Origin of the sequence: Serratia sp. S4, assembly GCF_000347995.1 — a bacterium.
GTDB lineage: Bacteria > Pseudomonadota > Gammaproteobacteria > Enterobacterales > Enterobacteriaceae > Serratia > Serratia quinivorans.
This window is the reverse complement of sequence record NZ_KB661120.1, coordinates 2,471,010-2,497,452: the sequence shown is the minus strand read 5'-3', so window position 1 is coordinate 2,497,452 and position 26,443 is coordinate 2,471,010. Positions and strand designations below refer to the sequence as shown.

Sequence of the window (26,443 nt, the reverse complement as noted above, 5' to 3'; positions counted from 1 at the left end):
CTAGCGCTGCCCGTAACAGGCAATGATCTCTGCGGCCACCGCCACTGCAATCTCGGCCGGCAGTTTGCCTTTAACGTCCGGCAGACCCAGCGGGCAGCGCATGCCGGCGATTGCCGCTTCGCTGATGCCACGCTGACCGAGTTTATATTCGAAGCGTTTGCGCTTGGTCAGCGAGCCGATCAGGCCGAAGTAACCGGCATCGCCACGGCGTAAAATCCGTTCCGCCAGCGCCAGATCCAAAGCGTGGTCGTGGGTCATGACGATGAAATAGCTGCCCGGCGGCATGGCGTCGACGATCTCCAACGGTTCTTCGCAGACGTTTAGTTGCACCCCAGCCGGGAGCAGCGCCGGGAACTCCGCCGCCCGGCCATCAACCCAGCGTACCCGGCACGGCAACGTGGCGAGGATATTGACCAGTGCGCGCCCCACATGCCCGGCGCCAAACAGCGCAATTTGCGGACGTGGTGGGATCAAGGGTTCGAACAGCACGCTGGTGGTGCCGCCACAGCACTGTCCCAGCCGTGCTGCCAGCGGAAAGCGTTCCAGCCGCAGCGTGATCGCCCCTTGCTGTAGCATCTCGCGGGCAATCGCCAGCGCCTGGAACTCAAGGTGCCCGCCGCCAATGGTGTTAACCGCCCGTTCGGCCGTCACCAACATTTTGGTGCCACGATTGCGCGGCGTGGAGCCCAACTCATCCACCAGCGTCACCAGTACGCAAGGCTCTCCGCGCCGTCGCAGGTCAGCCAGTGCCTCAATCCACTCATCCATCGCCGTTCTCCTCCGCTAATTCAGTGACAATGTCACTTGAAAGCATCTGCTGTACTCCCCACAGCACCCGCTCCGGCGTGGCCGGTGCGTCAATATTGGGCTGCAGACGGTAGTCCGCCAGACTGGCCACCGCATCCTTGATGGCACACCAGACCGAGATGCCTAACATAAACGGTGGCTCGCCCACCGCTTTGGAATGAAATACCGTGTCTTCGGGGTTTTTGCGGTTCTCCAGCAGCGTAACGCGCAGATCCGCAGGAACGTCACCAATCGCCGGTATTTTGTAGCTGGCCGGGCCATGGGTCAGCAACCTGCCTTGATCGTCCCACACCAGTTCTTCGCTGGTCAGCCAGCCCATGCCCTGCACAAAACCGCCCTCCACCTGACCGATGTCGATTGCCGGGTTTAGCGAGTCGCCCACATCGTGCAGAATGTCGGCGCGCAGCAGTTTGTATTCGCCGGTCAGCGTATCAATTAACACCTCTGCGCAAGCCGCGCCGTAGGCAAAGTAATAGAAAGGATGGCCGCTGGCCTTGTCGCGATCGTAGAAAATCTTCGGCGTGCGGTAGTAACCGGTACTGGCAAGTGAGATTTGATTGAAATAGGCCTGTTCAACCACCTGTTCGAAGCTGAAATAGCGTTCACCCACCCTGACCTGCCCATTGTTGAAGAGGATCTGATCAGCGCTAACCTGATGCTGCCTGGTCAGCATGTCAGTCAATCGCTGTTTGATGGTCAAAGCCGCATTCTCCGCCGCCTTGCCGTTCAGGTCGGTGCCGGAGGATGCCGCCGTCGGCGAGGTGTTCGGCACTTTACCGGTATCGGTGGCGGTGATCTGAATACGCTCGATTTCCACCTGGAACACTTCGGCGACAATCTGCGCCACCTTGGTGTTCAACCCCTGGCCCATCTCGGTACCGCCGTGGTTGAGCTGAATGCTACCGTCGGTGTAAATCAGTACCAGCGCCCCCGCCTGATTGAGGAATCCGGCGGTAAAGGAAATGCCGAATTTGACCGGCGTCAGCGCCAGCCCTTTCTTGAGGATTGGGTTTTGTGCGTTGAACTGCCGGATAGCCTGACGCCGCGCCTGATAATCCGCACTGTGCTCCAGTTCGGCAGTGATCTCTTGCAGCAGATTCTGTTCCACCGGCTGATGGTAATGGGTGACGTTGCGCTGGTCTTTACCGTAATAATTGATTTTACGTACCGCCAGCGGATCAAGAGCCAGATAGCGCGCAATGTGGTCCATGATCTGCTCGATCGCCATCATGCCCTGCGGCCCGCCAAAGCCGCGATAGGCCGTATTGGAGGCGATATGGGTTTTACAGCGATGGCCGGTTATCAGCACATCCTGCAGGAAATAGGCATTATCAGCATGGAACATGGCGCGATCGACGATAGAACCGGAGAGATCGAGCGAGTAGCCGCAGTTACCGGCCAGGCTGATTTTCACCCCATTCAACAGACCGCTGTCGTTAAAACCGACGTCATACTGAATATAAAACGGGTGGCGCTTGCCGGTGATCAGCATGTCGTCGCGGCGGTTCAACCGCATTTTGACCGGCCGCCCGGTGAGGTGTGCCACCACCGCACACAGGCACGCCGGGCCGGCGGCCTGAGTCTCTTTGCCGCCAAAGCCGCCGCCCATGCGCCGCGTGTCGATAGTCACCTTGTGCATCGGTAAATTAAGCACCGAGGCCACCAGCTTTTGGATTTCGGTGGGGTTCTGGGTCGATGAATACACCAGCATGCCGCCGTCCTCGGCCGGCAGCACCGAGGCAATCTGGGTCTCCAGATAAAAATGTTCCTGGCCACCGACGTGCAGTTCGCCCTGAATGCGATGCAACGCCTGCGCCAGTGCGCCATCCGCATCGCCGCGTCGATGGTGGTGAGCTTCCTGCACCACGAAACCTTCCCGCAACGATTGGGTGACGTCCAGCTGTGCTGGCAGCTCCTGATAGCTCACTTTGACGGCCTGCGCGGCACGCCAGGCGATCTCCGGATCCTCCGCCGCCACCACCGCAATCACCTGTCCGACGTATTCGACCACGTCTTTGGCCAGCAGCGGATCGCCGTCGGTTAACGGAGCAATATCCAGTTCGCCCGGCACGTCCTGCCAGGTGATCACCCTGACTACGCCGGGAAAATCGTAACAGGCGGTCAGATCCAGTTTTACGATGCGCGCATGCGCTTTCTCGCTCAGTTTTGCCGCCAGATGCAACTGGTTGGGAAACTCCAGCCGGTCGTCAATGTATTGCGCTTCACCGCTGACGTGTTTATCGGCGCTCTCGTGTTTGCGACTGCGCCCCACGCCGCTGGTCAGCGGCTGACGAAAACGTTCGGCCAACTGCTGCTGGGTATATTCGGTGCTTTTGTTATTACTCATAAGCCGTCACCTCGATCGCCAGCTGTGGCTCAGTCAGCGCAATGAAATAGCGACGCAACAGATTCTGCGCCACCAGCAGGCGATAAGCGCTACTGGCACGGAAATCGCTCAGCGGGGTGAAGTCCTGTGCCAGCGCCTGAGCCGCAAGTTCCAGGGTAGCCGGCTGCCACGGCTGCCCCACCAACTGCCGTTCGCACAATATGGCGCGTTTCGGCGTCGCAGCCATGCCACCAAAGGCCAGCCGGGCATCGCGGATCATCCCCTGTTCAATCGTCAGGTTGAAGGCACCGCACACCGCCGAAATATCATCCTCCAGCCGCTTGGAGACTTTCCAGGCGCGGAAATCTGCCGGAGCCTGGCCCGGTAACACGATGCTTTCAATAAACTCCCCCGGCTGCAGCGCGGTCTGACGATAGCCCAGGAAGAAATTGTTCAGCGGCAGTTCACGCCGCACGGCGCCACAACGCAACATCAGGCCCGCATCCAGCGCCAGCAACAGCGGCGCTGCGTCACCAATCGGCGAAGCGTTGGCGATATTTCCCCCCAACGTGCCCTGATTGCGGATTTGCTGCGAAGCAAAACGCGCCAACAGTTCGCCAAAGGCCGGATGGTAATCGGCCAACAGCGGGTAAAGGTCACTCAACGCCGCCCCGGCACCAATAATCAGACGGTCGTTGTGCCGACGAATCTGTTTTAATGCCTCAATCTGGCCAATGGCGATCATCAAGGGTAAATCCTGATGCCGCTGGGTGACTTCCAGTGCCAAATCGGTGCCACCGGCCAACAGTTTGGCCTGCGGATGCTGTTGATACAGCGTCGCCAGTTCATCAAGGCTTTGCGGCAGCAGGCAGCGTTTCCCCGCCGACTCCAGCGGCGTCGCCGCCGGGATAGTCCGCAGTTGTTGCAAGGTTTGCTGTTGGTCGCGTTCAAAACTATCTGGCGTTTTGCTGTCGCACGCCTGCTGCGCCGCCGCCAAAATCGGCCGGTAGCCGGTACAGCGGCACAGATTACCGGCCAGTGCCTGCTGCGCCTGTTCGCGATGATAGTTTTCACCGTTTTTTTGCAGACAGAACATCGACATCACGAAGCCCGGAGTGCAAAAACCGCACTGCGAACCATGGCAGTCGACCATCGCCTGCTGGACGCTGTGCAATTCCCCTTGCTGTTTCAGGTCCTCTACGGTGATCAACTGTTTGCCATGCAGCGCACTGACAAACGTCAGGCAGGCGTTAACGCTGCGATAGCGTAACTGGTCGCCGTCCGGCTCCGCCAGCACCACGGTGCAGGCGCCACAGTCACCGGAAGCACAGCCTTCTTTGGTGCCACAGCGGCCGAGATCGCGGCGCAGATAATTAAGCACCGTGGTATTGGGGTCGATCGCGCTTTCATTTTTCAGCGTTTGATTAAGCAGAAACTGGATCATGCCGCCTCCTGCTGCGTAGCCGGTCGGTACACCACTTTACCGTCGACGTAGGTTCGGTAAACGTTGCGGTCATCGCCCAGCGTCATCAGCACAAACAGTTGCTCTGCCAGCCCTCGGCTGTTTTCATGGCGCAGTTTTTGCAGCGGCGATACCGCCGGATCCAGCACCACAAAGTCCGCCTCTTTGCCGACCGAGAAATTACCGATTTTGTCATCCAGCGACAGCGCCCGCGCCCCACCCAATGTGGCGTGGTAGAAGGCTTCGCAGGCTGAGAGCTGGTAGCGTTGCAGTTGAGCGACCTTGTAAGCTTCGCCCAGCGTTTGCAGCATATTGAAAGTGGTTCCGGCGCCAACGTCGGTGCCGATGCCCAACCTGACCTGCTTGTGCCAGGCCTTTTGCAGATTGAAAAGACCACTGCCGAGGAACAAATTGGAGGTCGGACAAAAGGCGATGGCCGAACCGGTGTGACACAGGCAATCCCACTCTTGCTCTTCCAGATGCAGGCAATGGGCAAACACGCTTCTTTTTCCGGTCACCCCATACTGGTGGTAGACATCCAGATAACTGCGGCTGTCCGGGAACAGTTCTTTCACCCAGGCGACTTCTTCCAGGTTCTCGCTCAGGTGAGTGTGCAGATAGGCATCCGGAAACTCTTCACGCAACCTTTGTACCTGAGCCAACAGCGCCGGGGTGCTGGTGGGCGCAAAACGCGGCGTGATGGCATAGCTCAGCCGTTGCTTGCCGTGCCAGCGCGCGATCAGTTCACGGGTCTGGCTGTAGCTCTGCTCCGGGGTTTCCAGCAGTTCCTCAGGCGCATGGCGGTCCATCATCACCTTGCCGGCGATCAGCCGCATATTCAGCGCCGCCGCCTGACTGAACAGCGCTTCAACCGACTGCGGGTGTACCGTGCCGAACACCAGCGCCGTGGTGGTGCCGTTGCTTAACAGTTGCTGTAAAAAGAACGCCGACATCTTGCCGGAATGCCGCTCGCAGCAGAATTGGCTTTCCGTCGGGAAGGTGTAATGCTTCAGCCATGCCAGTAGCCGATCGCCATAGGCACCGATCATTTCGGTTTGCGGGTAGTGAATATGGGTATCGATAAAGCCCGGCACTATCAGTTTGTCCTGATAATGAGTGACCTCAAACCCCGGCGGCAACAGCGTTTCCCCCTGCTGCCAGGGGCCAAACCAGACAATGTGCCCTTCATCGAGCAGCATTAATCCGTCAGGAATATGTCGCAATTGCTGCTCCAACTGCTGCGGTTGATCGACACAGGCAGCAATATCGAAAAAATTGCCACGGATCGCCGTGGTGAATGACAGGCTCATTTTGCTTTCCTTCTCTACCGGCCAGCGCACAGCCCCCGGCTGAGTTTATTCAGCCCGAGGAGCCATGCTGGTTTTTATCGTTCGCAGGTGTTGATTTAAGGATAGCAAGCAGCGTGCCAGTTGGTTTTTTATTGGTATTTTTCATTTAAAAACAAAAAGATAAAAACTCACCTCACAATAATCCGAATCAATAAAAATAAGCAGCAAATAAGCAAACGGTTGCCTTTAAATAGCAACCGTTTGCTTATATTGAGTTAATGGTGAGCCTGCACCAATAACGGGCAAGAATACAAATCGGGAGAATGAAATTTATTACTTCAATAACACTTCATAACGCGGGTTAAATTCATCAAACAGCGGTAACGCAGCCGCGCCTAATGCGGCGGTATCCGCACCGGTAGTCCCCAATCGAACCCGCAGGCCGTCGAGATATTTACTGCGTACCGACCGGTGCAGCGGCGCCAGGCGCTTGATCAACTGTTCTACGATACTTTCCGGCATCAGCCCGCCAATAATCACGGCCTCGGCGTCAAACATACACTCAATGATATTGATCGCCTGGCGTAACGCCGGCACCGCCGTATCCAGCCAGGCGTCGATCTGCGGCTGCGGTAGCGTCAGCAGGTCTTGCGGCATGGCGCGCATCGGATCCAGCCCGCAGCTCTCGTAGGCCGCCTGCAACGAGACATAACGCTCCAGACACCCCTGGTTGCCGCAGTAGCAGGCCCGCCCACCCGGTTGCACAATCATGTGGCCGACTTCACCAGCATTGTGCGCATGGCCGGTATAAATTCGGCCATCGGTAAAAATCCCTGCCCCAAGTCCGGTACCGAGATACAAATAAATAAAGGAATTAAGCTGCCTGGCGACACCGTGCAAACGCTCGCCGATAGCGGCCACGGTAGCATCGTTCTCCAGCGTCACCGGCAGGCCACTTTGCGCGTTAAGCTCAGCCACCACATCGATATTTTCCCAACCGTTAAGCGTGGTCGGCCCGACCGACGAGATCCCTTCCACGCCAAACGGCCCCGGCATCACTACGCCGATGCCCAGCATTTTTCTCCAGCTCAGATCCGGCTGCTGGCGCATTTCTTGCAGTACATCACAAATCAGTTTCAAGGTGGCAGCAGGTTGCGGCTTTTGCACCATAATCAGCCGGTGGAAACGAACGCTGCCTGAGAGATCAACCACGATGATCAGCAGTGACTGGTGATCCAGATGGATACCGATGGAATACGCGCTATCTGGATTCAGGGTCAACGGCGTGGCCGGTTGACCTCGCCCCCCGGCACGACGCGGCAGGTGCGAGGAGAGAATACCGGCCTGTTCCAGTTCTGTTGCAATGTTTGAAACGGTTTGCGGCGTCAGTGAGGTCAGCCGGGCAATTTCGGCACGGGTCAGTTCACCGTGCAGACGGATAGCCTCTATCACTACGCGCCGGTTGTGTGCACGAGCATGTTCAAGGTTAGTGCCGGAAGTCGTCATAACTGCCTATGCAGAAAGGGAAATCGTCTTTGCAGTATGGTGCCCTCCAATAAAGCAATCAAATTGATTTAAGAATCTTTTTAACACCGGAGAACGCACAATGAAAAGCCATACCCTTGCCGCTACGGCAGTCTGTACCCTGTCGCTCCTGGCGCTCAGCCTGTCATCTGCCTATGCCGCCCCGACGCAAATTAACGCGTTGTTTATGACCCAGGCGGCGTACAGCGAAAATGATATCCGTGCCATGACCGCCGATTTTAGCAAGCAGCACCCGGACATCACCGTTAACCTGGAGTTCGTTCCTTACGAGGCGCTGCACGATAAAATCGTCGCGGCGCGCGGTGCCGGCAGCAACGGCTACGATGTGGTGCTGTTCGACGCCATCTGGCCAGCAGAATTCACCAAGTTCGGCCTGCTGCAGGACGTGACCTCGCGCATCAGCGCCGACGACAGCGCCAAAATCTTTGCCGGCGCCATGACCACCGTCACCTATAAGGACAAGCGCTGGGGCATGCCGTGGATCCTCGACACCAAATACCTGTATTACAACAAGGCCATGCTGGCCAAGGCCGGGATTGCCGCCCCGCCGAAAACCTGGCAGGAACTGGCGCAGCAGGCAGAGATCCTGAAGCAAAAAAACGTGGTCAAATACCCGCTGGTATGGAGCTGGTCACAGGCAGAGGCACTGGTTTGCGATTACACCACCCTGGTGTCTGCCTATAAGGGGCAGTTTATCCAACAGGGAAAAATCACCTTCTCCAGCCCAGGTTCACTGCAGGCCGTCGACTATATGAAAGCGTCGCTGGACAAGGGGTTGACCAATCCGAACTCCCGCGAATATCTGGAAGAGGACGTGCGCAAAGCGTTTTCCAACGGTGACGCGGCCTTCGCCCTTAACTGGACCTACATGTACAACATGGCCAACGATCCCAAGCAAAGCAAAGTGGCCGGTGACGTCGGCATCGTGCCGGCTCCGGGATCGGTGGCGGATCAGGTCTCTGCGGTTAACGGTTCGATGGGGCTGGGCATCGCCAAGGCCAGCGCCCACCCCGATCAGGCCTGGCAATACATCAGCTACATGACCTCACAGCCGGTGCAGGACAAATACGCCAAACTGAGCCTGCCGATCTGGAAGTCGTCTTACGACGATCCGGCGGTGCAAAAGGGTCAGGAGCCGTTAATCGCCGCCGCCAAACAGTCGTTGAACGTGATGCTGTCGCGCCCTGAAACCGCCGATTACTCTCGTTTGTCCAACGGACTGCAACAGGATTTGCAGCAAATTCTGCAGGGCAAGGTGACGCCGCAGGCCGGGCTGGATGCGGCCACCCAAAGCGCTGCGCGGCTGCGTTAAGCGATGACGATGCTCACTTTACCTCAACGTGAGCGGCGTCAGGCATGGGTGCTGCTGGCACCCATGCTGCTGATGATGCTGCTGTTAACCGCCTGGCCGCTGGCTCGCACCCTGTGGCTGAGCTTCACCGATGCGGCGCTGGTGGGCGACGGCGTAACCCCGGCCTGGGTCGGTACCGATAACTTTTTCTACGCTCTGACCGACCCGGACTTCCAGGCCGCACTGGGGCGCACGCTGTATTTCACCCTGGTTTCGGTGGCGTTCGAAGGGGTGATCGGCGTACTGGTGGCGCTGCTGCTCAACCAAAAATTCCACGGCCGTAATGTTCTGCGGGTGCTGGTTATTTTGCCGTGGGCGCTACCGACTATCGTCAATGCCACCATGTGGCGGCTGAATTTCAACCCGGATTACGGCAGCATCAACGCGCTGTTAACCCAACTCGGTGTGATTGATCACTACCGCAGCTGGCTGGGTGACCCAGCGTCGGCGCTCAACGCGGTGATGCTGGCGGATATTTGGAAGAACTACCCGCTGATTACCCTGCTGACGCTGGCGGCGTTGCAATCGATCCCGGACGATTTGTACGAAGCGGCGCGACTGGACGGTGCCTCTGCCTGGCGGCGCTTCCAGGCCATCACCCTGCCCGCCATTCTGGCCCCGCTGGCGGTGGCGTTGGTGCTGCGTACCATTGATGCCTTCAAGGTGTTCGACATCATTTACGTGATGACGCGCGGCGGCCCCATGGACAGTACCAAGACCCTCAGCTTCTTCGTTTACCAGGAGTCGTTCAGCTATCTGCGGGCCGGCAGCGGCGCAGCCTACGCGGTATTGATGACCTTGCTATGCGGCCTGCTGATCGCGTTGTACATGCTGATGCTGTCCCGCCAACGCAGAAGGAGCCTCGCCGATGAAGCGTAAAATCCGCCTGGTATTGCGCTACGCTGCCGCATTGCTGCTGGCGTTGTCGATCCTGGCGCCGATGCTGTGGCTGTTTCTGATGAGCGTCAGCTCCTCGGCCGATCTGACCCGCATACCGCTGGAATGGCTGCCGCGCCACTGGGATTTTTCGCGCTACGGCAGCCTGCTTTCATTGCAGCCCGGCCAGCCAGGTGCCCTGTTCCTGCACGCGCTGCTCAACAGTCTGCTGGTGGCCTGCGGCGCTACGCTGATTTCGCTGTTGCTGGCGATCCCGGCGGCGTTCAGCTTCTCGCGTTATCCGGGACGCGACGGTTGGCTATTCGCCAGCCTGGCCATTTATATGGTGCCACCGGTGGCCTTTGTGCTGCCGCTGTACTTTATTTTGCAGCAGTTGGCGCTGCTGAACACCCATATCGGTCTGGTACTGGTCTACTGCTCGCTGATCCTGCCATTCCTCACCTGGATGCTGAAAAACCAGTTCGACGCCCTGCCGATAGACATTGAACAGGCCGCACGGCTTGACGGACTGCGTCAGTGGCAGGTGCTGCTGCGCATTACCCTGCCCTTGGCCAAACCGGCACTGGGCGCTTCTGCGCTGTTTGGCTGGCTGCTGGCCTGGGACGAATTTTTCTACGCGCTGCTGTTCACCAGCAATATTCAGGCGCAGACGCTGCCGGTGACCATCGCCGGTTTCACCGCCGGGCGCGCCACCGATGACGGGTTGATCGCCGCCGTCGGCATTCTGGCCGCCATTCCACCTCTTTTTATTGCCATCTGGCTGCAAAAAACGCTGGTTAGCGGCTTAACCAGCGGTGGCAGCAAAGGCTAATTTACTCAGGGAAATTAACATGATGAGCACCAACACCCGGCCCACGCTGTACGTGGTGGGCAATATCAACGTCGATGTGATCATGAGCACCTTGCAGCAGTGGCCGCAAAAAGGCACCGAGGCGATGCTGGATCACAGCGAACTGCGCCCCGGCGGTTCGGCCGGTAACTGCGCACTGGCGCTGGCGGCGCTGGAAACCCCTTACCGGCTGGTGGCCAATCAGGGCAACGACTATTTCAGCCCCTGGCTGGCGCAACTGTTCCCGGAAAGTTCGCTGTACTGGCCGACCTACAGTTGCGAAACCTCGCTGACCTTCGGTGTCACCCACCCCGACAACGAGCGCACCTTTTTCAGCAATCAGGGCCATATCACCCGCCTCAGTCAGGACGACGTATTGCATCAGATCCCGCTGTTTGCCGGTAATGGCGACACCATTTTGCTGTGCGGCACCTTCCTGTGTACCACCCTGTTGGCGGAATACCCGGCGCTGCTGCAAACCCTGCGCCAGCGCGGCTATCGCATCGCGGTTGATACCGGTTGGCCACCGCAGGGCTGGAGCGATACGCTGCGAGGGCAGATCGCCGACTGGCTGCCGTTCTGCGACATCCTGTTGCTCAATGAAGTGGAAACCTGCGGCATGGCAGGTCATGAAGATTTGTACACCGCCGCCCGGACGCTGAACCGCCAACAGCCGGCCGACGCCGCCTGCGTGGTGAAATGCGGCCCGGACGGCGCACGCATGTGGTGCGGCGAACGGCAGTTGCAGGCGGCGGCACACCCGATCAAGGTGGTCGATACCATAGGTGCCGGCGACAGTTTTAACGCCGGTTTCCTGAGCGCTTGCCTGCACGGCCATTCGGCTGCGGTAGCGCTGCGTTGGGGCATTCGCGCCGCCAGCCACGCCATCAGCAGTTCGCCACGCCAGTATCTGGACTGGAACACGCTGAAAACCTGCGCCGGAGAAATGGTCTGATGGCAAGTGTCGAACTGGTAAAAGTCGCCAAATACTATGGCAAGCAGCGGGTGCTGAATCCGTTGGATCTGACTATCCCCGACGGCAGCTTTACCGTGTTGGTTGGCCCGTCCGGCTGCGGCAAGCCCACCCTGCTGCGGCTGCTGGCCGGGCTGGACACGCTGACCGAGGGGGCGATCCTGCTGGATAAGCAAAAGATTAACGATCTGGATCCGGCCGATCGCGATATTGCCATGGTGTTCCAAAGTTATGCGCTCTACCCACATCTGACGGTGGCAGAAAACATGGCATTTCACATGCAGGTGATGAAGGTCGCCAAAAGCGAACAACAGGCCAAGGTCCAACAAGCGGCGCACATTTTGGCGATTGACCATCTTTTACAACGTTATCCGAAAGAACTGTCCGGTGGCCAACGCCAGCGAGTGGCGATGGGCCGTGCCATGGTGCGTAACCCGAAGGTCTTTTTATTCGATGAACCGCTGTCCAACCTCGACGCCCAGTTGCGGATGGAGCTGCGCGCCGAGATTAAATCACTGCATCAGCAGTTCAAGACTACCACGGTGTATGTCACCCACGACCAGATCGAAGCGATGACGCTGGCCGACCAAATCGTGGTGATGAAAGACGGCAATATCGTGCAGCAAGGCAAGCCGCTGGAGATCTACGATGCGCCCGCCAACACCTTTGTGGCGCGTTTTATCGGCTCACCGCCAATGAACCTGTTGGCAGGCATCGTCACGCCGCGTGACAATCTGCCCGGTGTGGCCTGCGGTGAATTGTGGCTACCGCTGCCGGCCAAGTGGCGCTTGGCGACGCCCGGCAGCCAGGTGATCCTCGGGCTGCGTCCGCACGATTTCCGTTTAGTGGAAACCAGCCAGCAGCCTGCCGCCACCTTGCGCCTGATGGAGATCACCGGCGATGTCAGCCTGCTGCACCTTACCTGGGGCGGTTATCGGCTGCATGTCCAGCTCAGCGGGCGGGTTAATGCCGAAAGCGGTCAGCCGCTGTGGCTGATGCCCAATACCGAGGCGATCCACCTGTTCGACGCCGCGACGGGGCAACGCTTGAGTGAAAATTGAGTCGCTGATAATGCGCGAAGACCAAACCGGCCAACAACGTTGCGGGCGCTATTGCTGCGCCCGCTAATTATCACCGGCTTAACCTCTTTTTAACCTCTGTGTGATGCGCTATGCTCCAAAACTCTGCCAGCGTTAACATTTTTGAAACGAGGTTTCTGTCATGCCTGCATGCTGTTTTTGCTCCGTCCGGCGCACTCAGCCATGAGTTTTTTTTCACGCGCCAGCGCGCTGCCGCTGCTGGTGGCGGGTGCCTTCTTTATGGAAAACCTCGACGCCACGGTGATTGTCACCGCCATGCCGCAGATGGCGGCGGCTTTCGGCGTAAGGCCGGTGGACATGAACATTGGTATCTCGGCTTACATTCTGACGCTGACGGTGTTTATTCCTGCCAGTGGCTGGATTGCCAACCGCTTCGGCGCCCGCAATATCTTTGCCGCCGCGGTGCTGATTTTTACCCTGGCATCGGTGCTGTGCGCCGCCAGCGTTAACCTGCCCACCTTCACCGCCGCCCGTATTCTGCAAGGCTTCGGGGGGGCGCTGATGGTGCCGGTGGGTCGCCTGGTGGTGCTACGTAACACTGCCAAACCGGATCTGATCAAGGCCATTGCCACCATTACCTGGCCGGGTCTGGTGGCCCCGATCCTCGGCCCGCCGGTCGGCGGTTTTATTACCACCTATGCCTCGTGGCACTGGATCTTTATTCTTAACGTGCCGCTGGGTATCGCCGCGCTGTGGTTGGCCTGGCGGCTGATCCCGCAGGAAGCGTCGCAGAAAGGAGTGCCTTTTGACGCGCTCGGCTTCGTATTAACCGGCATCGCCTGCTTCGGCCTGATGTTCGGTCTGGATTTGATCAACCACCCGCAACTGTCCTGGCTGGTGCCTGCGCTGTGTATTCTCGGCAGCCTGGCATTAGGCACACTGGCGGTTCGTCACGCCAAACGCACCGAGCACCCGCTGATCAATCTTTGGGCGATGCGAATAAAAAGTTACGCCGTCACAATTTGGGGCGGCACGCTGTTCCGCATCGCCATTGGCGCTGTGCCCTTCCTGCTGCCGCTGCTGTTCCAGATCGGTTTTGGCCTGAACGCCTTCGACGCCGGGTTACTGGTACTGGCGGTTTTTGCCGGGAATTTGGTGATGAAGCCGTTTACCTCGGCGGTGCTGTACCGTTTTCGCTTTCGCACCACGCTGGTGGTCAATGGTTTGTTGAACGCGGCCACTATTTTCGCCTGTGCGCTGTTGACGCCACAGACCCCGACCTGGCTGATTCTGGCGCTGCTGTTCGTCAGCGGACTGACGCGATCCATGCAGTTCACCGCGCTCAATACGCTGGCGTTTTCCGAAGTACCGCAGCCACAGATGAATGGTGCCAACACGCTGTTCAATGTCTCGCAGCAAATGGGCAGCGGGCTGGGTATAGCCATCGGCGCACTGGCCCTGCGGCTGGCAGAAATGCTGATGCCGCAATCGGGCGAACGCATCCCCCTGGTCGATTTTCAGTGGGCATTTGTGGTCATCGGCGTGATTGCCCTGCTGGCCGTGGTTGACTGCTTTACCCTGAACGCCAACGCCGGCAGCGAGGTTCGCCAGAGAAAACCGGCCGCCACGGTGCCAAACTCCCCCCAACGATTGCAAAAATAAGTCGCATCTGCCGCCAATCAACGTAATATCGATGATCCGCCCCGTTTCACCGGTGCGGATTTTTTGCCGTTTTGGCCTGAAAAGCGAGGTAATAATAATGATTCACAGTGACCTTTCTCAGTGCCGCGTGAATACCGACCGGTTGTTGATTGCCCCTTTTACCGCAGCAGACGCCGACGATGTTTACCAGGCGATCACCCCTACCTTGACGCGCTTTATGAACTTTGAGCCCGAGGAGTCGCCGGAAGCCTTTGCCAACGTTTGGCAAACCTGGCTGCCGCTGATCCGCGAAGGCGAGGAAATGATTTACATCGCCCGCCTGCGCGACACCAAACAGTTTGTCGGCATGGGCGGCGTGCACGATCTGTACAACACCACGCCTGAACTGGGCATCTGGGTGAAAGAGAACCTGCACGGCAATGGCTACGGGCGCGAAATCGTTCACGCCATGGCGGTGTGGGCAAGCGAACGTTACCATCCGCGCCACTTTATCTACCCGGTGGCCGAACAGAATACGCCAAGCCGACGTATCGCCGAATCTCTGGGCGGCGTAGTGGCCGGCCGACGTGAAAACACCAAATACGACTGCGTGGTCTATCACATCCCTCCGCAGCTATAATCGCTTTCCATTCAGCCACCGCGCCATAATGCCGGGCAGTATTTAACTGCCCGGCATTTTTATGTTCTCTATGCGACCGCCAGAGAGTTATGCATTAGGTATGGGATGAAATTAATCTAACCAAAATGTTGTTTGGTCTATCACCCAACAGGGTCGGATATACACAATTACCTTTATTAATTATCTTTTTTACACGCCAAAGAATTCATACTTTGCGCGTGCAACACGGACATTACTTTAATGTAAAAAAAGTTCAGGAGAACAATCATGAGCAACAATACTCTATCAACCTCCCCTAACCAGCTCGGCAGCGGGAACTTACCGTCAGGCTATGATGAAATCACGTTCACCATGGGCAATGGCAACTGGGCCAAAGATATTAAATTACCTTTGGAACCCAAGGATAAAAATACCGTTATTATTATTTCGTCAGCGGCTTATACCGCCTATATCGACACGACAGATGTAGATGTTCCATTGCCATCATTACCAATTAAAACAGATAGCCGTTATACATTGGTTTATCAGGAAAAAACGAAAAAATGGGGAGTCAGCGGCACAGGGATAAGTTACCTGACGCCTAATGATACCGGCGACGCTATCCCTGAGAAAACTGATAACATTATTTTTTACTCGATGGCAGATTCCAACTGGGTACCTGCGGTGTCACTGCCGGCCAAGGCTAACGACGGCGCCTATATTATTGTCCGTTCCACCGCCACCTGGAATTCTCAGGTAAACAAAAATAATATGCTGTATGCCAGTACAACCACCATTGTTAGCAATGATATTTACACATTTAAATACCTTGCTGCATTTAATCGCTGGGTAATTGAATCGGCTCCTGTCAGAAACCTGTTCGCTGACAGTATTAATATCCAGATGCCCAAGCCTACCTCACAAAGAACTGAGGTAAATTTTACGAGTCAGCATTGGATTGAACGCATAAAACTGCCGGTAAACCCCAACGATCGCGATAAAGTATCATTGAAATCTTCATCTATTTTTGAAGCAACCATCGACGACTCAAATGTGAATATGCCCGGCGTAATGCGCTTGATTTCCGGTGACCAATATGACTTCACGTATATTGCCGAGAATAAAAAATGGCAATTAATGAAGCATCCGGATACCCGCTATGAAGCCCATGAAATTGCTGATGGCAAGCTTGGGAACATCACCCGTCCACGCACGCTGATCCATGTTTCTGACGGCAACTATCACTCACAATTGACGTTGCCAGCAACCCCAACGGCAGGTAGCCGGGTTATCATCAGCAGTGATGCAGCCTGGGACTTTAGGGTATTGGCCGATGGAAAAAGTTATCCGATTTCCAACGGTGAAACCGTGGCGTTTAAGGTTGACGAAAACAACGTCTGGACCAAAGAGACCATCACCATTGATTTACTGCTGCTTTACAGCGACAAGGCGGCCGCTCGTTTGGGTGAGGATACCATGCGTAACCGGCTGTTAGAGGGATTCAGGTTGACCAATGAAGCCCTGGAAAATTCTGGTGCCAACTTCCGCTATCGTATGCGCGGCCTGCGTCAAGTCGTCGCGAAAGACAGTTGGAAAGCATTAGGTGATCCGTTAGGTGAACTACGCAGTGATCCCACAGTGCAAGGGTGGAGAGATAGCCTGAAAGCCGATGGCGTTTATTACGAAGGTACCGAGGATGGGTGCGGTTTAGCCTGGGTTCGCTCCAGCGCCTTTAATATGGTCGCCACCGGCTCCATTAATTGCGGTACTACGGTGATGCGTCATGAACTTGGTCATAATATGGGCCTGCATCATGCCGATGGCAGCGATTCTTATAACCAGGGTTACGGCCTGTTGGCCACCATTATGGGGGGTAATGCCATTCCTTATTACTCGACCCCATACCGGTATACCCTGGATTACGGCATTCCAATGGGGATCGTGGATAAGATCGATGCGGTACGCGCGATGAACGAATTTTCCGCTACGGTCGCGGCATACCGTTAAATATTGACCGAACCGGCCCGCCTGTGCCGGTTAATCAGATACAGTATAAAAAACCGCCCGTCTGGCAACAGCGATGGCGGTTTTTCTGCGTGGATGCCGATAACCACTGCCACTTAAAGTGGGATTATGCTAATGCTAGTAGCATTCAGGTTAAAAACAGTTGAGGAACAGCAACATGATCATTTTTGTTACGGGTGCCACATCCGGATTTGGTGAGGCCATTACACGGCGTTTTATCCGCGAAGGCCATCAGGTGATTGCCTCTGGCCGTCGTATCGAACGTCTGGAAGAGTTGAAAGACGAGCTGGGTGAAGCACTACATATCGTCCGCCTCGACGTGCGTAATCGCGCGGCCATTCAGCAGGTGATTGATGAGCTGCCGGCAGCGCTGCGCCACATTGACATATTGGTCAATAATGCCGGGCTGGCGCTGGGTCTGGAGCCGGCGCACAAGGCCAACGCCGACGACTGGGAAACCATGATCGACACCAACACCAAAGGCCTGGTGAATATGACCCGCGCCCTGCTGCCGGACATGGTCGAACGCAACATTGGCCACGTAATCAACATTGGCTCGGTCGCAGCCAACTGGCCGTATGCCGGTGGCAACGTTTATGGCGCAACCAAAGCCTTCGTCAAACAGTTCAGCCTCGGTCTGCGTGCCGATCTACACGGTACCCGCATCCGTGTGACCGATATTGAACCGGGCCTGGTGGGCGGCACCGAATTTTCCAACGTGCGCTTTAAAGGCGACGACGGCAAGGTGGATAAGGTCTACGACGGTGCCAATGCGCTGACGCCGGAGGATATCGCCGAGTCGGTGTTCTGGGTCGCGACCCTGCCGGCCCACGTCAACATTAACTCACTGGAAATCATGCCGGTCAGCCAATCCTTTGCCGGGTTGAATATCCACCGCGAGTCTTAATCCTGAGCGGCAGGGCCGGTCCCTGCCGTCGTTTCTCAGGCCGCGCGCCAGCCGGAAACGATAATCAACATGCCGGCCAGGGCCACGCCGGCCCCCAGCCAGTCCAGCGCTGATAGTTTCACTCCATCTACCACCCGCAACCACAATAACGCCGTCGCCACATAGACCCCGCCATAGGCCGCGTAAACCCGCCCACTGGCTGCCGGGTGCAGCGTCAACAACCAGACAAACAGCATCAGACTGGCCGCTGCCGGCAACAGTAACCAGGCACTGGCGCTTTTTTTCAGCCACAAATAGGGCAAGAAACAGCCAATGATCTCGGCCAGTGCGGTGGCGAAAAATAACAGGGTGGTCTTTAACATCGGGGAAACTTTCTCTCTGTAAACTAAACAAGGCCGTGCTTGACTGGTGCAGTCCGACAGCGCGATGGTATATTTATCAACACGCCTGCGGGCGCGGTAAAGCCAGTGTTGCCGTTATCAGGCAACACTAACTCATAAGGATGAAACGATGAAAACACTTTCGACTCAACGACTGCTGCGCGGGATGCTGCCGGTCGCCATGCTGATGCTGATGGGGGCCTGGCAGGCTCCGGCGCTGGCCGCCAGCTGCACTCAGGGCAGCACCTGCGTTACCGTCGATGGCAGCAACAGCGGTGCCATGAGTACCGAAGCGGCCCGTCAGAGCAAACAGCAGTTTAACGATACCAAATCCCTGCGCAATAAGGTTAACACCCGCGTGGAGAAAGAGTTCGACAAGGTAGACAAGGCGATTGACAGCGAAGAGCGCTGCGATGATAGCCTGAACGTCAATGCTTACTGGGAACCAAACACCCGTAAATGTCTGGATCGCCAGACCGGTCGTCAGATTAATCCTTAATCTGGTCGCAGCAAGACGGTGGCCGTTACTCTTCGCCACCGTAGCTGCTATCCTGACAAAGTAAGCCCATTTTCAAATAAGGACGAATGGATGAAAAAAGCGCTTATTCTGGGTGCACTGCTGATGGCCGCTGCGCCGTTGGCCGCCCTGGCCTCATGCGAAAGCGTGAAGGCAGACATTTCGCAGAAAATCGTCAAAAACGGCGTGCCTGAGTCTGGTTTTAAACTGGATATCGTGCCGAACGATCAGGCCCAACAGGCCGGTGGTCTGGTAGTTGGCCACTGCGAAAATGACACACAGAAGATTGTTTATACTCGTCTTGGCAACGGCGATGACAATGGTGACGCGGCTCAGACCGGCACCAGTCAGGATACCAAAACTTCGCAATAGTTACCGTTCAGGGCGCTCGGTGCGCCCTTTCCTTTTTATTTATGCCTGTTCCGCCTCTTCTCCCTCACCCTGTGGTCTGTGCCGCGCCGGGATCAGCATCGCCGCCGCCAGTGCCAGCAATGACAACAGTGCAGAAACCAAAAATACCCAATGCAACGAAGCGGCAACCTGCTGCGTCATACCCGCCAGTATTTCTGGCGTCATCGCGCTACGTGCAGCCGGTTCCATCAGTTGTTGTACCGGATCGGTCGTTTGCGGCAAACGAAACTGCAAGTTGATGTTCAGCGTTGCGCCCAAAATGGCGGTACCAATGGCCGACCCCATCATCCGGGTAAACACCGTGCAGGCGGTGGCAATGCCGCGGATGCTGTGGTGAGCCGCGTTCTGCACCGAAACCAGAAACGTGGTGTTGCACAACCCCATACCGGCACCGACCATAAACGCCGCCACCCGGCCCCACAATAAGCCGCCGGTCGGCTGCAGCAACAACAGAATCAGGCCACCGGCCAGTAATAACAACGCTCCCAATAGCGCCGTGGTGCGATAAGAAGTCATCAGCATCAGTCGACCGCTGAAGGTACTGGCCAGCGGCCAGCCAATCGACATCAGCGCCAGCGTGGTACCGGCCTCCAGGGGCGTTCCGCCCATCACGCCCTGAATAAAGGTCGGCAGAAAGGCACTGATGCCCATCATCGCCGCGCCAATCACCAGGCCGCCAATATTACCGGCCACGATCACCCGGCTTTGCCATAACGCCAACGGAAACAGTGGTTCCGGCGCTCGTCGTTCCTGGCGAATCAGCAACATCAGCGAGACGGCCGCCAACGCCAACAACGGCAGCACCCACCAACCGAGATTTTCTGCCTGCAGCAGTGACAGCAGCAGCGCGGTAACAAACAACGTCAGCCAGGCGGTCCCCGCCAGATCCAGCGCGTGTTCGCGCACCTGCTGACGGGAAGGCAGATAACGAGCCAGGAAAAACATCGCCAACAGACCGATCGGCAAGTTGACCCAGAACACCAACGCCCAGGGCAAATGCTGGACGATAAACGCCCCCAGCAAGGGTCCAATAATCGCCGACACGCCCCAAACGCTGGAAATATAGCCCATCACCTTGGGCCGCTCGGTAGGACTGTAGATATCACCAATAATGGTGGTCGCCGTTGGCATAATCGCCCCGGCCCCCAACCCCTGCAGCAGACGAAAACCGATCAGCCAGTACATGTTCGGCGAGAAACCGCACAGCACCGAACCCAGTAAAAATAGCGATGCACCAAAGAAAAATACCCGCTTGCGCCCCAGCAGGTCCGCCAGCCGACCATAAATGGGAATAGTGATGGCCTGCGCCAACAGATAGACCGCGAATACCCAGCCGAGCAGGGAAAAACCACCAAGATCGCCGATAATGGTTGGCATCGCAGTGGCGACAATGGTCGCTTCTATGGCCGACATAAACATCGCCAACATGCAGGCAATCAGGATTAAGGGGCGATGAGCGATCGGGGCAGGTGTGTCATTATTTGTCATCAGTATTCCTCCGGGAAACCTCGGCCTTCAGGCCGGGAAGGAAAGGATGCGGTTTTCCGGCTAACTGTATTTTGCATCCCACATATTCTCCTTTAAAGTGTGTACATGAAGCGTGCATATAAATACCGGTTTTACCCCACAGCAGAACAGGCTGAGCTTTTAGCTCAGACGTTTGGCTGTGTGCGTTTCGTTTATAATTCCATCCTCCGCTGGCGTACCGATGCGTACGACGAGCGAAAGGAAAAGATAGGTTACCTACAGGCCAATTCCCGCCTTACTGCGCTTAAAAAAGAGTCTGAATACATTTGGCTCAACGAGGTTTCCTGCGTTCCCCTCCAGCAGTGTCTGCGCCACCAACAAGCGGCCTTTGCAAACTTCTTTGCCGGACGCGCCGCATATCCCGTCTTCAAAAGCAAACGGCACAAGCAGTCTGCTGAGTTCACTGCGAGCGCATTTAAATACCGTGACGGCAAGTTATATATGGCAAAGAGCAAGTCACCGCTGGACGTTTGCTGGAGCCGTGAATTACCTTCTGCGCCGTCAACCGTGACCCTTTCCAGAGATGCCGCTGGCAGGTATTTCGTTTCCTGTCTGTGTGAGTTTGAACCTGTATCAATGCCTATTACTGCTAACACTGTCGGCATTGATGTTGGCTTAAAAGATTTGTTCGTCACCGACACCGGATTCAAAACCGGCAATCCCCGCCACACGGCTAAATATGCGAAGCGATTGGCGTTGCAACAGCGCGGGTTGAGCAGGAAGAAAAAAGGCTCAAAGAACCGCGCCAAAGCCCGTTTAAAGGTCGCTCGACTCCACGCGAAAATCGCCGATTGCCGGATGGATAACTTGCACAAGTTGTCCCGCAAACTGATCAACGAAAACCAAGTTGTTTGCGTCGAATCCCTAAAGGTGAAAAACATGATCCGCAACCCGAAGTTATCTAAAGCGATAGCTGACGCAGGGTGGAGCGAATTTGTTCGCCAGCTACAGTACAAAGGAGAATGGGCAGGCCGTAGCGTTGTCGCTATCGACAAGTATTTTCCTTCCTCCAAACGCTGTAGCTGTTGCGGCTTCACCATGAAAAAAATGTCCCTTGATGTTCGTAAATGGACTTGCTCTGAGTGCGGAGTAGCCCATGATCGTGACATTAACGCGGCCAGAAATATCAAAGCTGCCGGGCTGGCAGTGTTAGCCCACGGAGAACCTGTAAATCCTGAATCGCATCACGCGGCTTAGGTTCGGCCCGTTGAAGTGGGAATCCCCGTCCTTCAGGGCGGGGAGCAGTCAAAGCGTTATTACAAACCGTGGATTCTTGTTTGCCTTAAATTATACCAGCCGAATTAGAGCTTGCCGTTACCGGTGTCTATTTCCCTGTTTTTACTGATTATAAACGCACCATTTGAACAGAAAGTGACATCGTAACACAAAGCCATCTCGAGGCTCGTCGTAACGAATAAACCGCGAGCCTGTCTGCGGATCTGTAAAGATTCTCTGGTCTTCGGCCGGGGTGGCAAGCACAATGCTCAGCGACCCTTTCATTTTTCTCACGATTTTACTGACGCATGAAACGATTGGTCCACCTGCACCACTATCGCGCCCTGCTGCGCCGCCTGTTTATCGCCATCTTTCTTGGTATTGCCGCTGCGTTGGTGGTTTGGCTGTTTCACCGTGCGATGCTCGGGCTGGAATGGTTATTGCTCGATCATGAAGACGGCAGCCTGGTGGCCGCCGCCGCCGCATTGCCCGGCTGGCGCAGAGCGTTAACCCCGGCGCTGGGTGGGCTGGCGGCAGGCCTGCTATTGTGGGTTTATCAGCGCTATCAGCACCAGCGGCAGGTTGCTCCCACTGATTATATGGAGGCGATCGAAACCGGTGATGGCCGCCTGGACGTCAGCGCCAGCCTGGTGAAATGCCTGGCCTCACTGCTGGTGGTCTCCAGCGGCAGCGCTATCGGCCGCGAGGGCGCGATGATCCTGCTGGCGGCATTGGTAGGTTCCGTCTTTGCCCAGCGCTTCACCCATGAGAAAGAGTGGAAACTGTGGGTGGCCTGCGGTGCCGCAGCCGGTATGGCCAGCGCTTATCATGCCCCACTGGCCGGCAGTCTGTTTATCGCCGAAATTCTATTTGGCACACTGGTGCTGGCCTCTCTGGGTCCGGTGGTGATTGCCGCCGTCAGCGCTCTGCTGGTGACCAATCTGCTCAACGGCGGTCAGGCGCCGCTGTATCTGGTAGAGCCGCTGCCCGCCCCCTGGCCGGTGCAATATCTGTTGATGGCACTACTGGGCGTTTTGGCCGGGGTCTGCGGCCCGTTGTTCCTGTGGGCAATGTCTTCTTCCGGTCGCGCATTCCGTTCGCTACGGCTAAAACCACCGCTGCAATTGGCGTTAGGGGGGCTGATTGTCGGGCTGCTGTCGCTGCTGTTTCCTGAGGTCTGGGGCAATGGCTACAGTGTGGTGCAGGCGCTGCTCAGTGCGCCGCCCGGCGTATTGCTGGTAGGCGCCATTCTGATCTGCAAGTTGCTGGCGGTGCTCGCCAGCAGTGGATCCGGTGCACCTGGCGGTGTGTTCACACCCACGCTGTTTGTCGGGGCGGCGCTCGGCTCGTTAGTTGGGCAACTCTGCGCCATCTGGCCGGAGTTGGGCAGTGCGGTACCGATTCTGATGGCGTTAACCGGGATGGCTACGCTTTTGGCGGCCACCACCCACGCGCCGATTATGGCTGCGCTGATGGTGTTCGAAATGACCGGTGAATATACCCTGCTACCGGGGATTCTGTTGGCCTGCGTGATCGCCACCACCGTCTCACGCGGTTTACGTTCGGTGTCGGTCTATCACAACGCCTAACGAGTCAGCAGTGGAGTGATATCCAGATAACGTGCCAGTTCCCGCTGTTCGGCGCGTGGCAGATAAGGTATTTCACCCAGCAGCGGCGCAGGAATGCGTTGCTGCATCGCATCGATAGTTTCGGCGTAATGTGCCAGCCCCGGATTGATGCGGTTCGCGACCCAGCCCAGCAGCGGTAAGCCGTCATTAATGATCGCCTGCGCCGTTAATAAGGCGTGGCTGACACAGCCCAGTTTGATCCCCACCACCAAAACCACCGGCAGCTGTTCCTGAATGACCCATTCGGCGTAAGGCCGCATATCGTTCATCAACACGCGCCAACCGCCGCTCCCTTCTACCACCACGGTATCGGCTTTGGTGGACAAATGTTGCAGCCCACTGCTCATTACACCGTAGTTGGTATCCTTGGTAGGTTGCGCGTGAAAGACTTCTTCCAGACAGGTAATGGGATTAATTTCCTGGTACGACAGCGGCATGGTCGAAGATGCCTGCAAAACCAAAGCGTCTTTATTGCGAAGGCCTTCGCTGGTTTCCTGACAGCGCGCAGCGACAGGTTTGTAGCCGGCCACAGAACGGCCCTGCGCAGCAAGCGCCTGTAATAAAGCGCGGGAAACCACGGTTTTACCGACATCGGTATCCGTACCTGTAACAAATAAACGCGTTAACATGACTTAATTGCCCCGAGATGCACCGTTAACCAAAAAGTCGCCAAGAATGTGGCGAAAGCGACGAACGGGAAAAGTCTAGAGGATGCCGGGGAGACGGGGCTTGAGGTAGCTCAACCTTTTGTCGTTAAACGATAAGAATTGCTGATTGGTATTAGCCTTGCAACAACTGCACCAGCAGCGAACCGTTGTATAGCGCTTCTTTCACCAGTGCCGCGCCGGGCATAGTGCCCTTATTGAAGAACTGAGTGGACTCCACCTGGACCTGCTCACTGTAGGCCGGTAGCGACTGCTGACGTATACAGGAGGCAATGGCCGGATGCAGAATTTCTGCCGCTCGGTTCAGTGGGGAACCGACCAGGATTTTTTCCGGATTGAACAGATTAACCATGATCGCCAGAATGCGGCCCACGCTGTGCCCCACCCCAAGGATAATGTCTTTCGCCAACTGGTCACCCGCCAGCGCCGCATCACACAGCGACTCGACCGTCAGCGGCGCACCGTGCAGACTGGAACTCATTGATGTGCCGAGGCGCGAACGGGCAATTTCCAGCATATTCTCGATGCTGGCGACGGTTTCCAGGCAACCGTGATTGCCGCAGTAACAACGTTTGCCGTAAGGATCGACCTGAGTATGGCCAATCTCCACCACGCTACGGCTACCGGCGTGCAATACCCTGCCACCGGTGATCACCCCAGCGCCAACGTTGTGGTCGATCACCACCTGAATCACGTTTTGGCTGCCGCGCGATGCACCGTATAAGGCTTCGGCCATGGTCCAGGCGCTGATGTCGTGCTGCAGGTAAACCGGCAGACCGGTACGCGTTTCCAGCGCCGGGCCTAACGGCATATCCTCGACATCGTAAAACGGCATGCGGTGTACCACGCCAGAAATCGCGTCAACCATGCCCGGCAGCGTAATGGCGATCGCCGTCAGGCGTTCAAGCTTGCTTTGATGGCGGATAAAGAACTGGTCGACTTCAGCAAGAATGCGTTTTAACAATGGATCGGGATGTTCAGCGGCCAGTGGCAACAACTCTTCCACCACCAGTTTGCTGCTGATATCGCGCAGCGCCAGCGTAATGGTGCCACGGCTGATGCGTGCGGAAAGGTAGTGCCAGGCTTCGGTGTCCAGCACCAGCCCAACCGCCGGACGGCCACGGCTGCCAACTTCCTGGAACTCGGTTTCTTTAACCAGATGGGCTTCCAGCAGTTCGCGTACGATCTTGGTGATGCTGGCGGGGGCGAGCTGCGCCCGTTTTGACAGTTCGATGCGCGAAATTGGGCCCAGTTGATCGATTAGCCGATAAACTGCCCCTGCGTTTGTTTGCTTGATTTGATCGATATGCCCAGGCTGCCCAACAGCAATCACAAACCTGCTCCTACTATTTTTCGCGCTTCTAAATAAAGACTATCGGCTATGGTGGGGCTTTTGTAATACAGCGTCAACTATTTGATTCGTTATGTGATTTGCTGCACAAATTCACCCCACTTTCCCTGCGGAATGCGTTTTATTTGCCCAGTTGGCTTTCAGGGCAACAGTAACGCCATCAGGGATTTGGCCGCTGCCGTCAGGGGGCGTTGGCGATGATGTACCAACCAAACTTCGGTCATCGCCTCAGGCTCCGCCAGCGGTAAATATTGCACGCCGTCGATTTTAACCCGCGCGAAAGACGCCGGCAGAATCGAGATGCCCAAGCCGGAGGAGACCAGGCCGATAATGGTCATCGCCTCACCAACTTCCTGGGTGATATAAGGGGTGATCCCCGCTTTGGCCAACAGCGACAAGATCTCGTCATGCAGCGCGGTTCCGACTTCACGCGAGAAAAAGACAAAGGGTTCATCCGCCAGATGTTGGAAGCGCAGCGTACCGGGTGCCACATGGGTTAACGGATGCCCTTCCGGTACCACCGCCACCAAGGGTTCACACAGTAAAAGCTGATGCTTTAACACGTCCGGTAAGCGCGTGTTGCGCATCACGCCCAGATCCAGCTCGCCATTAAGTAAGGGTTCGATCTGCTGCTTGGTGTTCACTTCGCGCATCTTGATATGCACCTGTGAATGCTGCTGACGAAAAGCTCGCAGGCTGCGCGATACCACGCTGATAAAAGGGGCCGAAGAGGTGAAACCTATGGTCAACTCACCCAGTTCGCCACGTTCCAACCGCGCCGCTTTCTCGGCAGCGCGACTCACCTGATCAAGCACCTGATAGGCCTCTTTCAGAAACATGTCTCCCGCCTGCGTCAGGCTGACATTGCGGTTGTTACGTGCCAGCAGGCGTGCGCCGACCATTTCCTCCAGCGCCTGAATTTGCTGGCTAAGCGGCGGCTGAGAGATACGCAGACGTTCTGCGGCCCGACCAAAATGCAACTCTTCCGCCACGGCGACAAAATAACGCAGATGCCTCAATTCGATATTCATACTTTAA

The 26,443-nt window shown here is 56.6% G+C and carries 23 protein-coding genes; 13 read left to right on the top strand and 10 right to left on the bottom strand.

Annotated features, from left to right (window positions below):
- The 5 genes from xdhC to SERS4_RS0112490 form a co-directional block, all read right to left on the bottom strand.
- On the bottom strand, window positions 1-768 hold the full coding sequence (gene xdhC / locus SERS4_RS0112510; protein WP_017892739.1) for a xanthine dehydrogenase accessory protein XdhC: 768 nt from the start codon (window positions 766-768) through the stop codon (window positions 1-3).
- Complete coding sequence (xdhB, locus tag SERS4_RS0112505) at window positions 761-3,154, bottom strand: xanthine dehydrogenase molybdopterin binding subunit (protein ID WP_017892738.1); 2,394 nt, start codon at window positions 3,152-3,154, stop codon at window positions 761-763. Before xdhB ends, xdhC begins: the two co-directional genes overlap by 8 nt.
- Window positions 3,147-4,577, bottom strand: coding sequence for a xanthine dehydrogenase small subunit (gene xdhA / locus SERS4_RS0112500; RefSeq protein ID WP_017892737.1), 1,431 nt, complete (start codon window positions 4,575-4,577; stop codon window positions 3,147-3,149). Before xdhA ends, xdhB begins: the two co-directional genes overlap by 8 nt.
- Window positions 4,574-5,905 carry a guanine deaminase gene (gene guaD, locus SERS4_RS0112495; RefSeq protein ID WP_017892736.1) on the bottom strand — a complete coding sequence of 444 codons (1,332 nt, stop codon included), beginning with the start codon at window positions 5,903-5,905 and terminating at the stop codon, window positions 4,574-4,576. Before guaD ends, xdhA begins: the two co-directional genes overlap by 4 nt.
- 312 nt (window positions 5,906-6,217) lie before the next feature.
- A complete protein-coding gene (locus tag SERS4_RS0112490) occupies window positions 6,218-7,390 on the bottom strand; it encodes an ROK family transcriptional regulator (RefSeq protein WP_017892735.1) in 1,173 nt (390 codons plus the stop codon).
- A gap of 100 nt (window positions 7,391-7,490) precedes the next feature.
- Here SERS4_RS0112490 and SERS4_RS0112485 point away from each other — a divergent pair, with 100 nt between their 5' ends.
- The 9 genes from SERS4_RS0112485 (at window position 7,491) to ydfG (ending at window position 17,711) form a co-directional block, all read left to right on the top strand.
- The gene (locus tag SERS4_RS0112485; protein ID WP_017892734.1) at window positions 7,491-8,741 is read left to right on the top strand and encodes an extracellular solute-binding protein; all 1,251 of its coding nucleotides are present in this window, start codon (window positions 7,491-7,493) and stop codon (window positions 8,739-8,741) included.
- A 9-nt stretch (window positions 8,742-8,750) separates the two neighbouring features.
- Window positions 8,751-9,659 (top strand): carbohydrate ABC transporter permease, encoded by a 909-nt coding sequence (locus SERS4_RS0112480; RefSeq protein ID WP_017892733.1) that lies wholly within the window; start codon window positions 8,751-8,753, stop codon window positions 9,657-9,659.
- Window positions 9,649-10,488, top strand: a complete 840-nt coding sequence (locus tag SERS4_RS0112475; protein WP_017892732.1) for a carbohydrate ABC transporter permease — start codon at window positions 9,649-9,651, stop codon at window positions 10,486-10,488. The genes SERS4_RS0112480 and SERS4_RS0112475 overlap by 11 nt, the downstream gene beginning before the upstream one ends.
- A 19-nt stretch (window positions 10,489-10,507) precedes the next feature.
- Entirely contained in the window at window positions 10,508-11,461 is a 954-nt protein-coding gene (locus tag SERS4_RS0112470; RefSeq protein ID WP_012145022.1) for a carbohydrate kinase family protein, read from the top strand.
- Window positions 11,461-12,540: an ABC transporter ATP-binding protein gene (locus SERS4_RS0112465; RefSeq protein ID WP_017892731.1), complete on the top strand. Its 1,080-nt coding sequence runs from the start codon at window positions 11,461-11,463 to the stop codon at window positions 12,538-12,540. The genes SERS4_RS0112470 and SERS4_RS0112465 overlap by 1 nt, the downstream gene beginning before the upstream one ends.
- Window positions 12,541-12,741: 201 nt before the next feature.
- Entirely contained in the window at window positions 12,742-14,181 is a 1,440-nt protein-coding gene (locus SERS4_RS0112460; protein WP_017892730.1) for an MFS transporter, read from the top strand.
- A gap of 97 nt (window positions 14,182-14,278) precedes the next feature.
- The gene (locus SERS4_RS0112455) at window positions 14,279-14,800 is read left to right on the top strand and encodes a GNAT family N-acetyltransferase (protein ID WP_012145019.1); all 522 of its coding nucleotides are present in this window, start codon (window positions 14,279-14,281) and stop codon (window positions 14,798-14,800) included.
- A gap of 267 nt (window positions 14,801-15,067) precedes the next feature.
- Window positions 15,068-16,786 (top strand): zinc-dependent metalloprotease family protein, encoded by a 1,719-nt coding sequence (locus SERS4_RS0112450; RefSeq protein WP_017892729.1) that lies wholly within the window; start codon window positions 15,068-15,070, stop codon window positions 16,784-16,786.
- Between the two features lie 175 nt (window positions 16,787-16,961).
- Entirely contained in the window at window positions 16,962-17,711 is a 750-nt protein-coding gene (ydfG, locus tag SERS4_RS0112445) for a bifunctional NADP-dependent 3-hydroxy acid dehydrogenase/3-hydroxypropionate dehydrogenase YdfG (protein ID WP_012145018.1), read from the top strand.
- Window positions 17,712-17,746: 35 nt separating this feature from the next.
- On the opposite strand, the gene SERS4_RS0112440 is transcribed toward ydfG, so the two are convergent.
- Window positions 17,747-18,073, bottom strand: coding sequence for a YnfA family protein (locus SERS4_RS0112440; protein WP_012145017.1), 327 nt, complete (start codon window positions 18,071-18,073; stop codon window positions 17,747-17,749).
- Between the two features lie 148 nt (window positions 18,074-18,221).
- Here SERS4_RS0112440 and SERS4_RS0112435 point away from each other — a divergent pair, with 148 nt between their 5' ends.
- Together SERS4_RS0112435 and SERS4_RS0112430 are read left to right on the top strand one after the other, a co-directional pair.
- The gene (locus SERS4_RS0112435; protein ID WP_012145016.1) at window positions 18,222-18,590 is read left to right on the top strand and encodes a DUF1283 family protein; all 369 of its coding nucleotides are present in this window, start codon (window positions 18,222-18,224) and stop codon (window positions 18,588-18,590) included.
- 90 nt (window positions 18,591-18,680) lie between these two features.
- A complete protein-coding gene (locus tag SERS4_RS0112430) occupies window positions 18,681-18,980 on the top strand; it encodes a DUF1161 domain-containing protein (RefSeq protein WP_017892728.1) in 300 nt (99 codons plus the stop codon).
- 39 nt (window positions 18,981-19,019) lie between these two features.
- On the opposite strand, the gene SERS4_RS0112425 is transcribed toward SERS4_RS0112430, so the two are convergent.
- A complete protein-coding gene (locus SERS4_RS0112425; RefSeq protein WP_017892727.1) occupies window positions 19,020-20,507 on the bottom strand; it encodes an MDR family MFS transporter in 1,488 nt (495 codons plus the stop codon).
- A 105-nt stretch (window positions 20,508-20,612) separates the two neighbouring features.
- Here SERS4_RS0112425 and SERS4_RS0112420 point away from each other — a divergent pair, with 105 nt between their 5' ends.
- Together SERS4_RS0112420 and clcB are read left to right on the top strand one after the other, a co-directional pair.
- Window positions 20,613-21,743 (top strand): RNA-guided endonuclease TnpB family protein, encoded by a 1,131-nt coding sequence (locus tag SERS4_RS0112420; RefSeq protein ID WP_017892726.1) that lies wholly within the window; start codon window positions 20,613-20,615, stop codon window positions 21,741-21,743.
- A gap of 326 nt (window positions 21,744-22,069) precedes the next feature.
- Window positions 22,070-23,350, top strand: coding sequence for a voltage-gated ClC-type chloride channel ClcB (gene clcB, locus SERS4_RS0112415; RefSeq protein ID WP_017892725.1), 1,281 nt, complete (start codon window positions 22,070-22,072; stop codon window positions 23,348-23,350).
- Here the strand turns inward: clcB and bioD are convergent.
- From bioD to SERS4_RS0112400, 3 genes are all read right to left on the bottom strand, one after another.
- Window positions 23,347-24,018, bottom strand: a complete 672-nt coding sequence (gene bioD / locus SERS4_RS0112410) for a dethiobiotin synthase (protein WP_017892724.1) — start codon at window positions 24,016-24,018, stop codon at window positions 23,347-23,349. The genes clcB and bioD overlap by 4 nt on opposite strands.
- 151 nt (window positions 24,019-24,169) lie before the next feature.
- Entirely contained in the window at window positions 24,170-25,387 is a 1,218-nt protein-coding gene (locus SERS4_RS0112405; RefSeq protein WP_017892723.1) for an ROK family transcriptional regulator, read from the bottom strand.
- Window positions 25,388-25,545: 158 nt separating this feature from the next.
- On the bottom strand, window positions 25,546-26,436 hold the full coding sequence (locus tag SERS4_RS0112400) for a LysR family transcriptional regulator (protein ID WP_017892722.1): 891 nt from the start codon (window positions 26,434-26,436) through the stop codon (window positions 25,546-25,548).
- Window positions 26,437-26,443 lie beyond the last annotated feature (7 nt).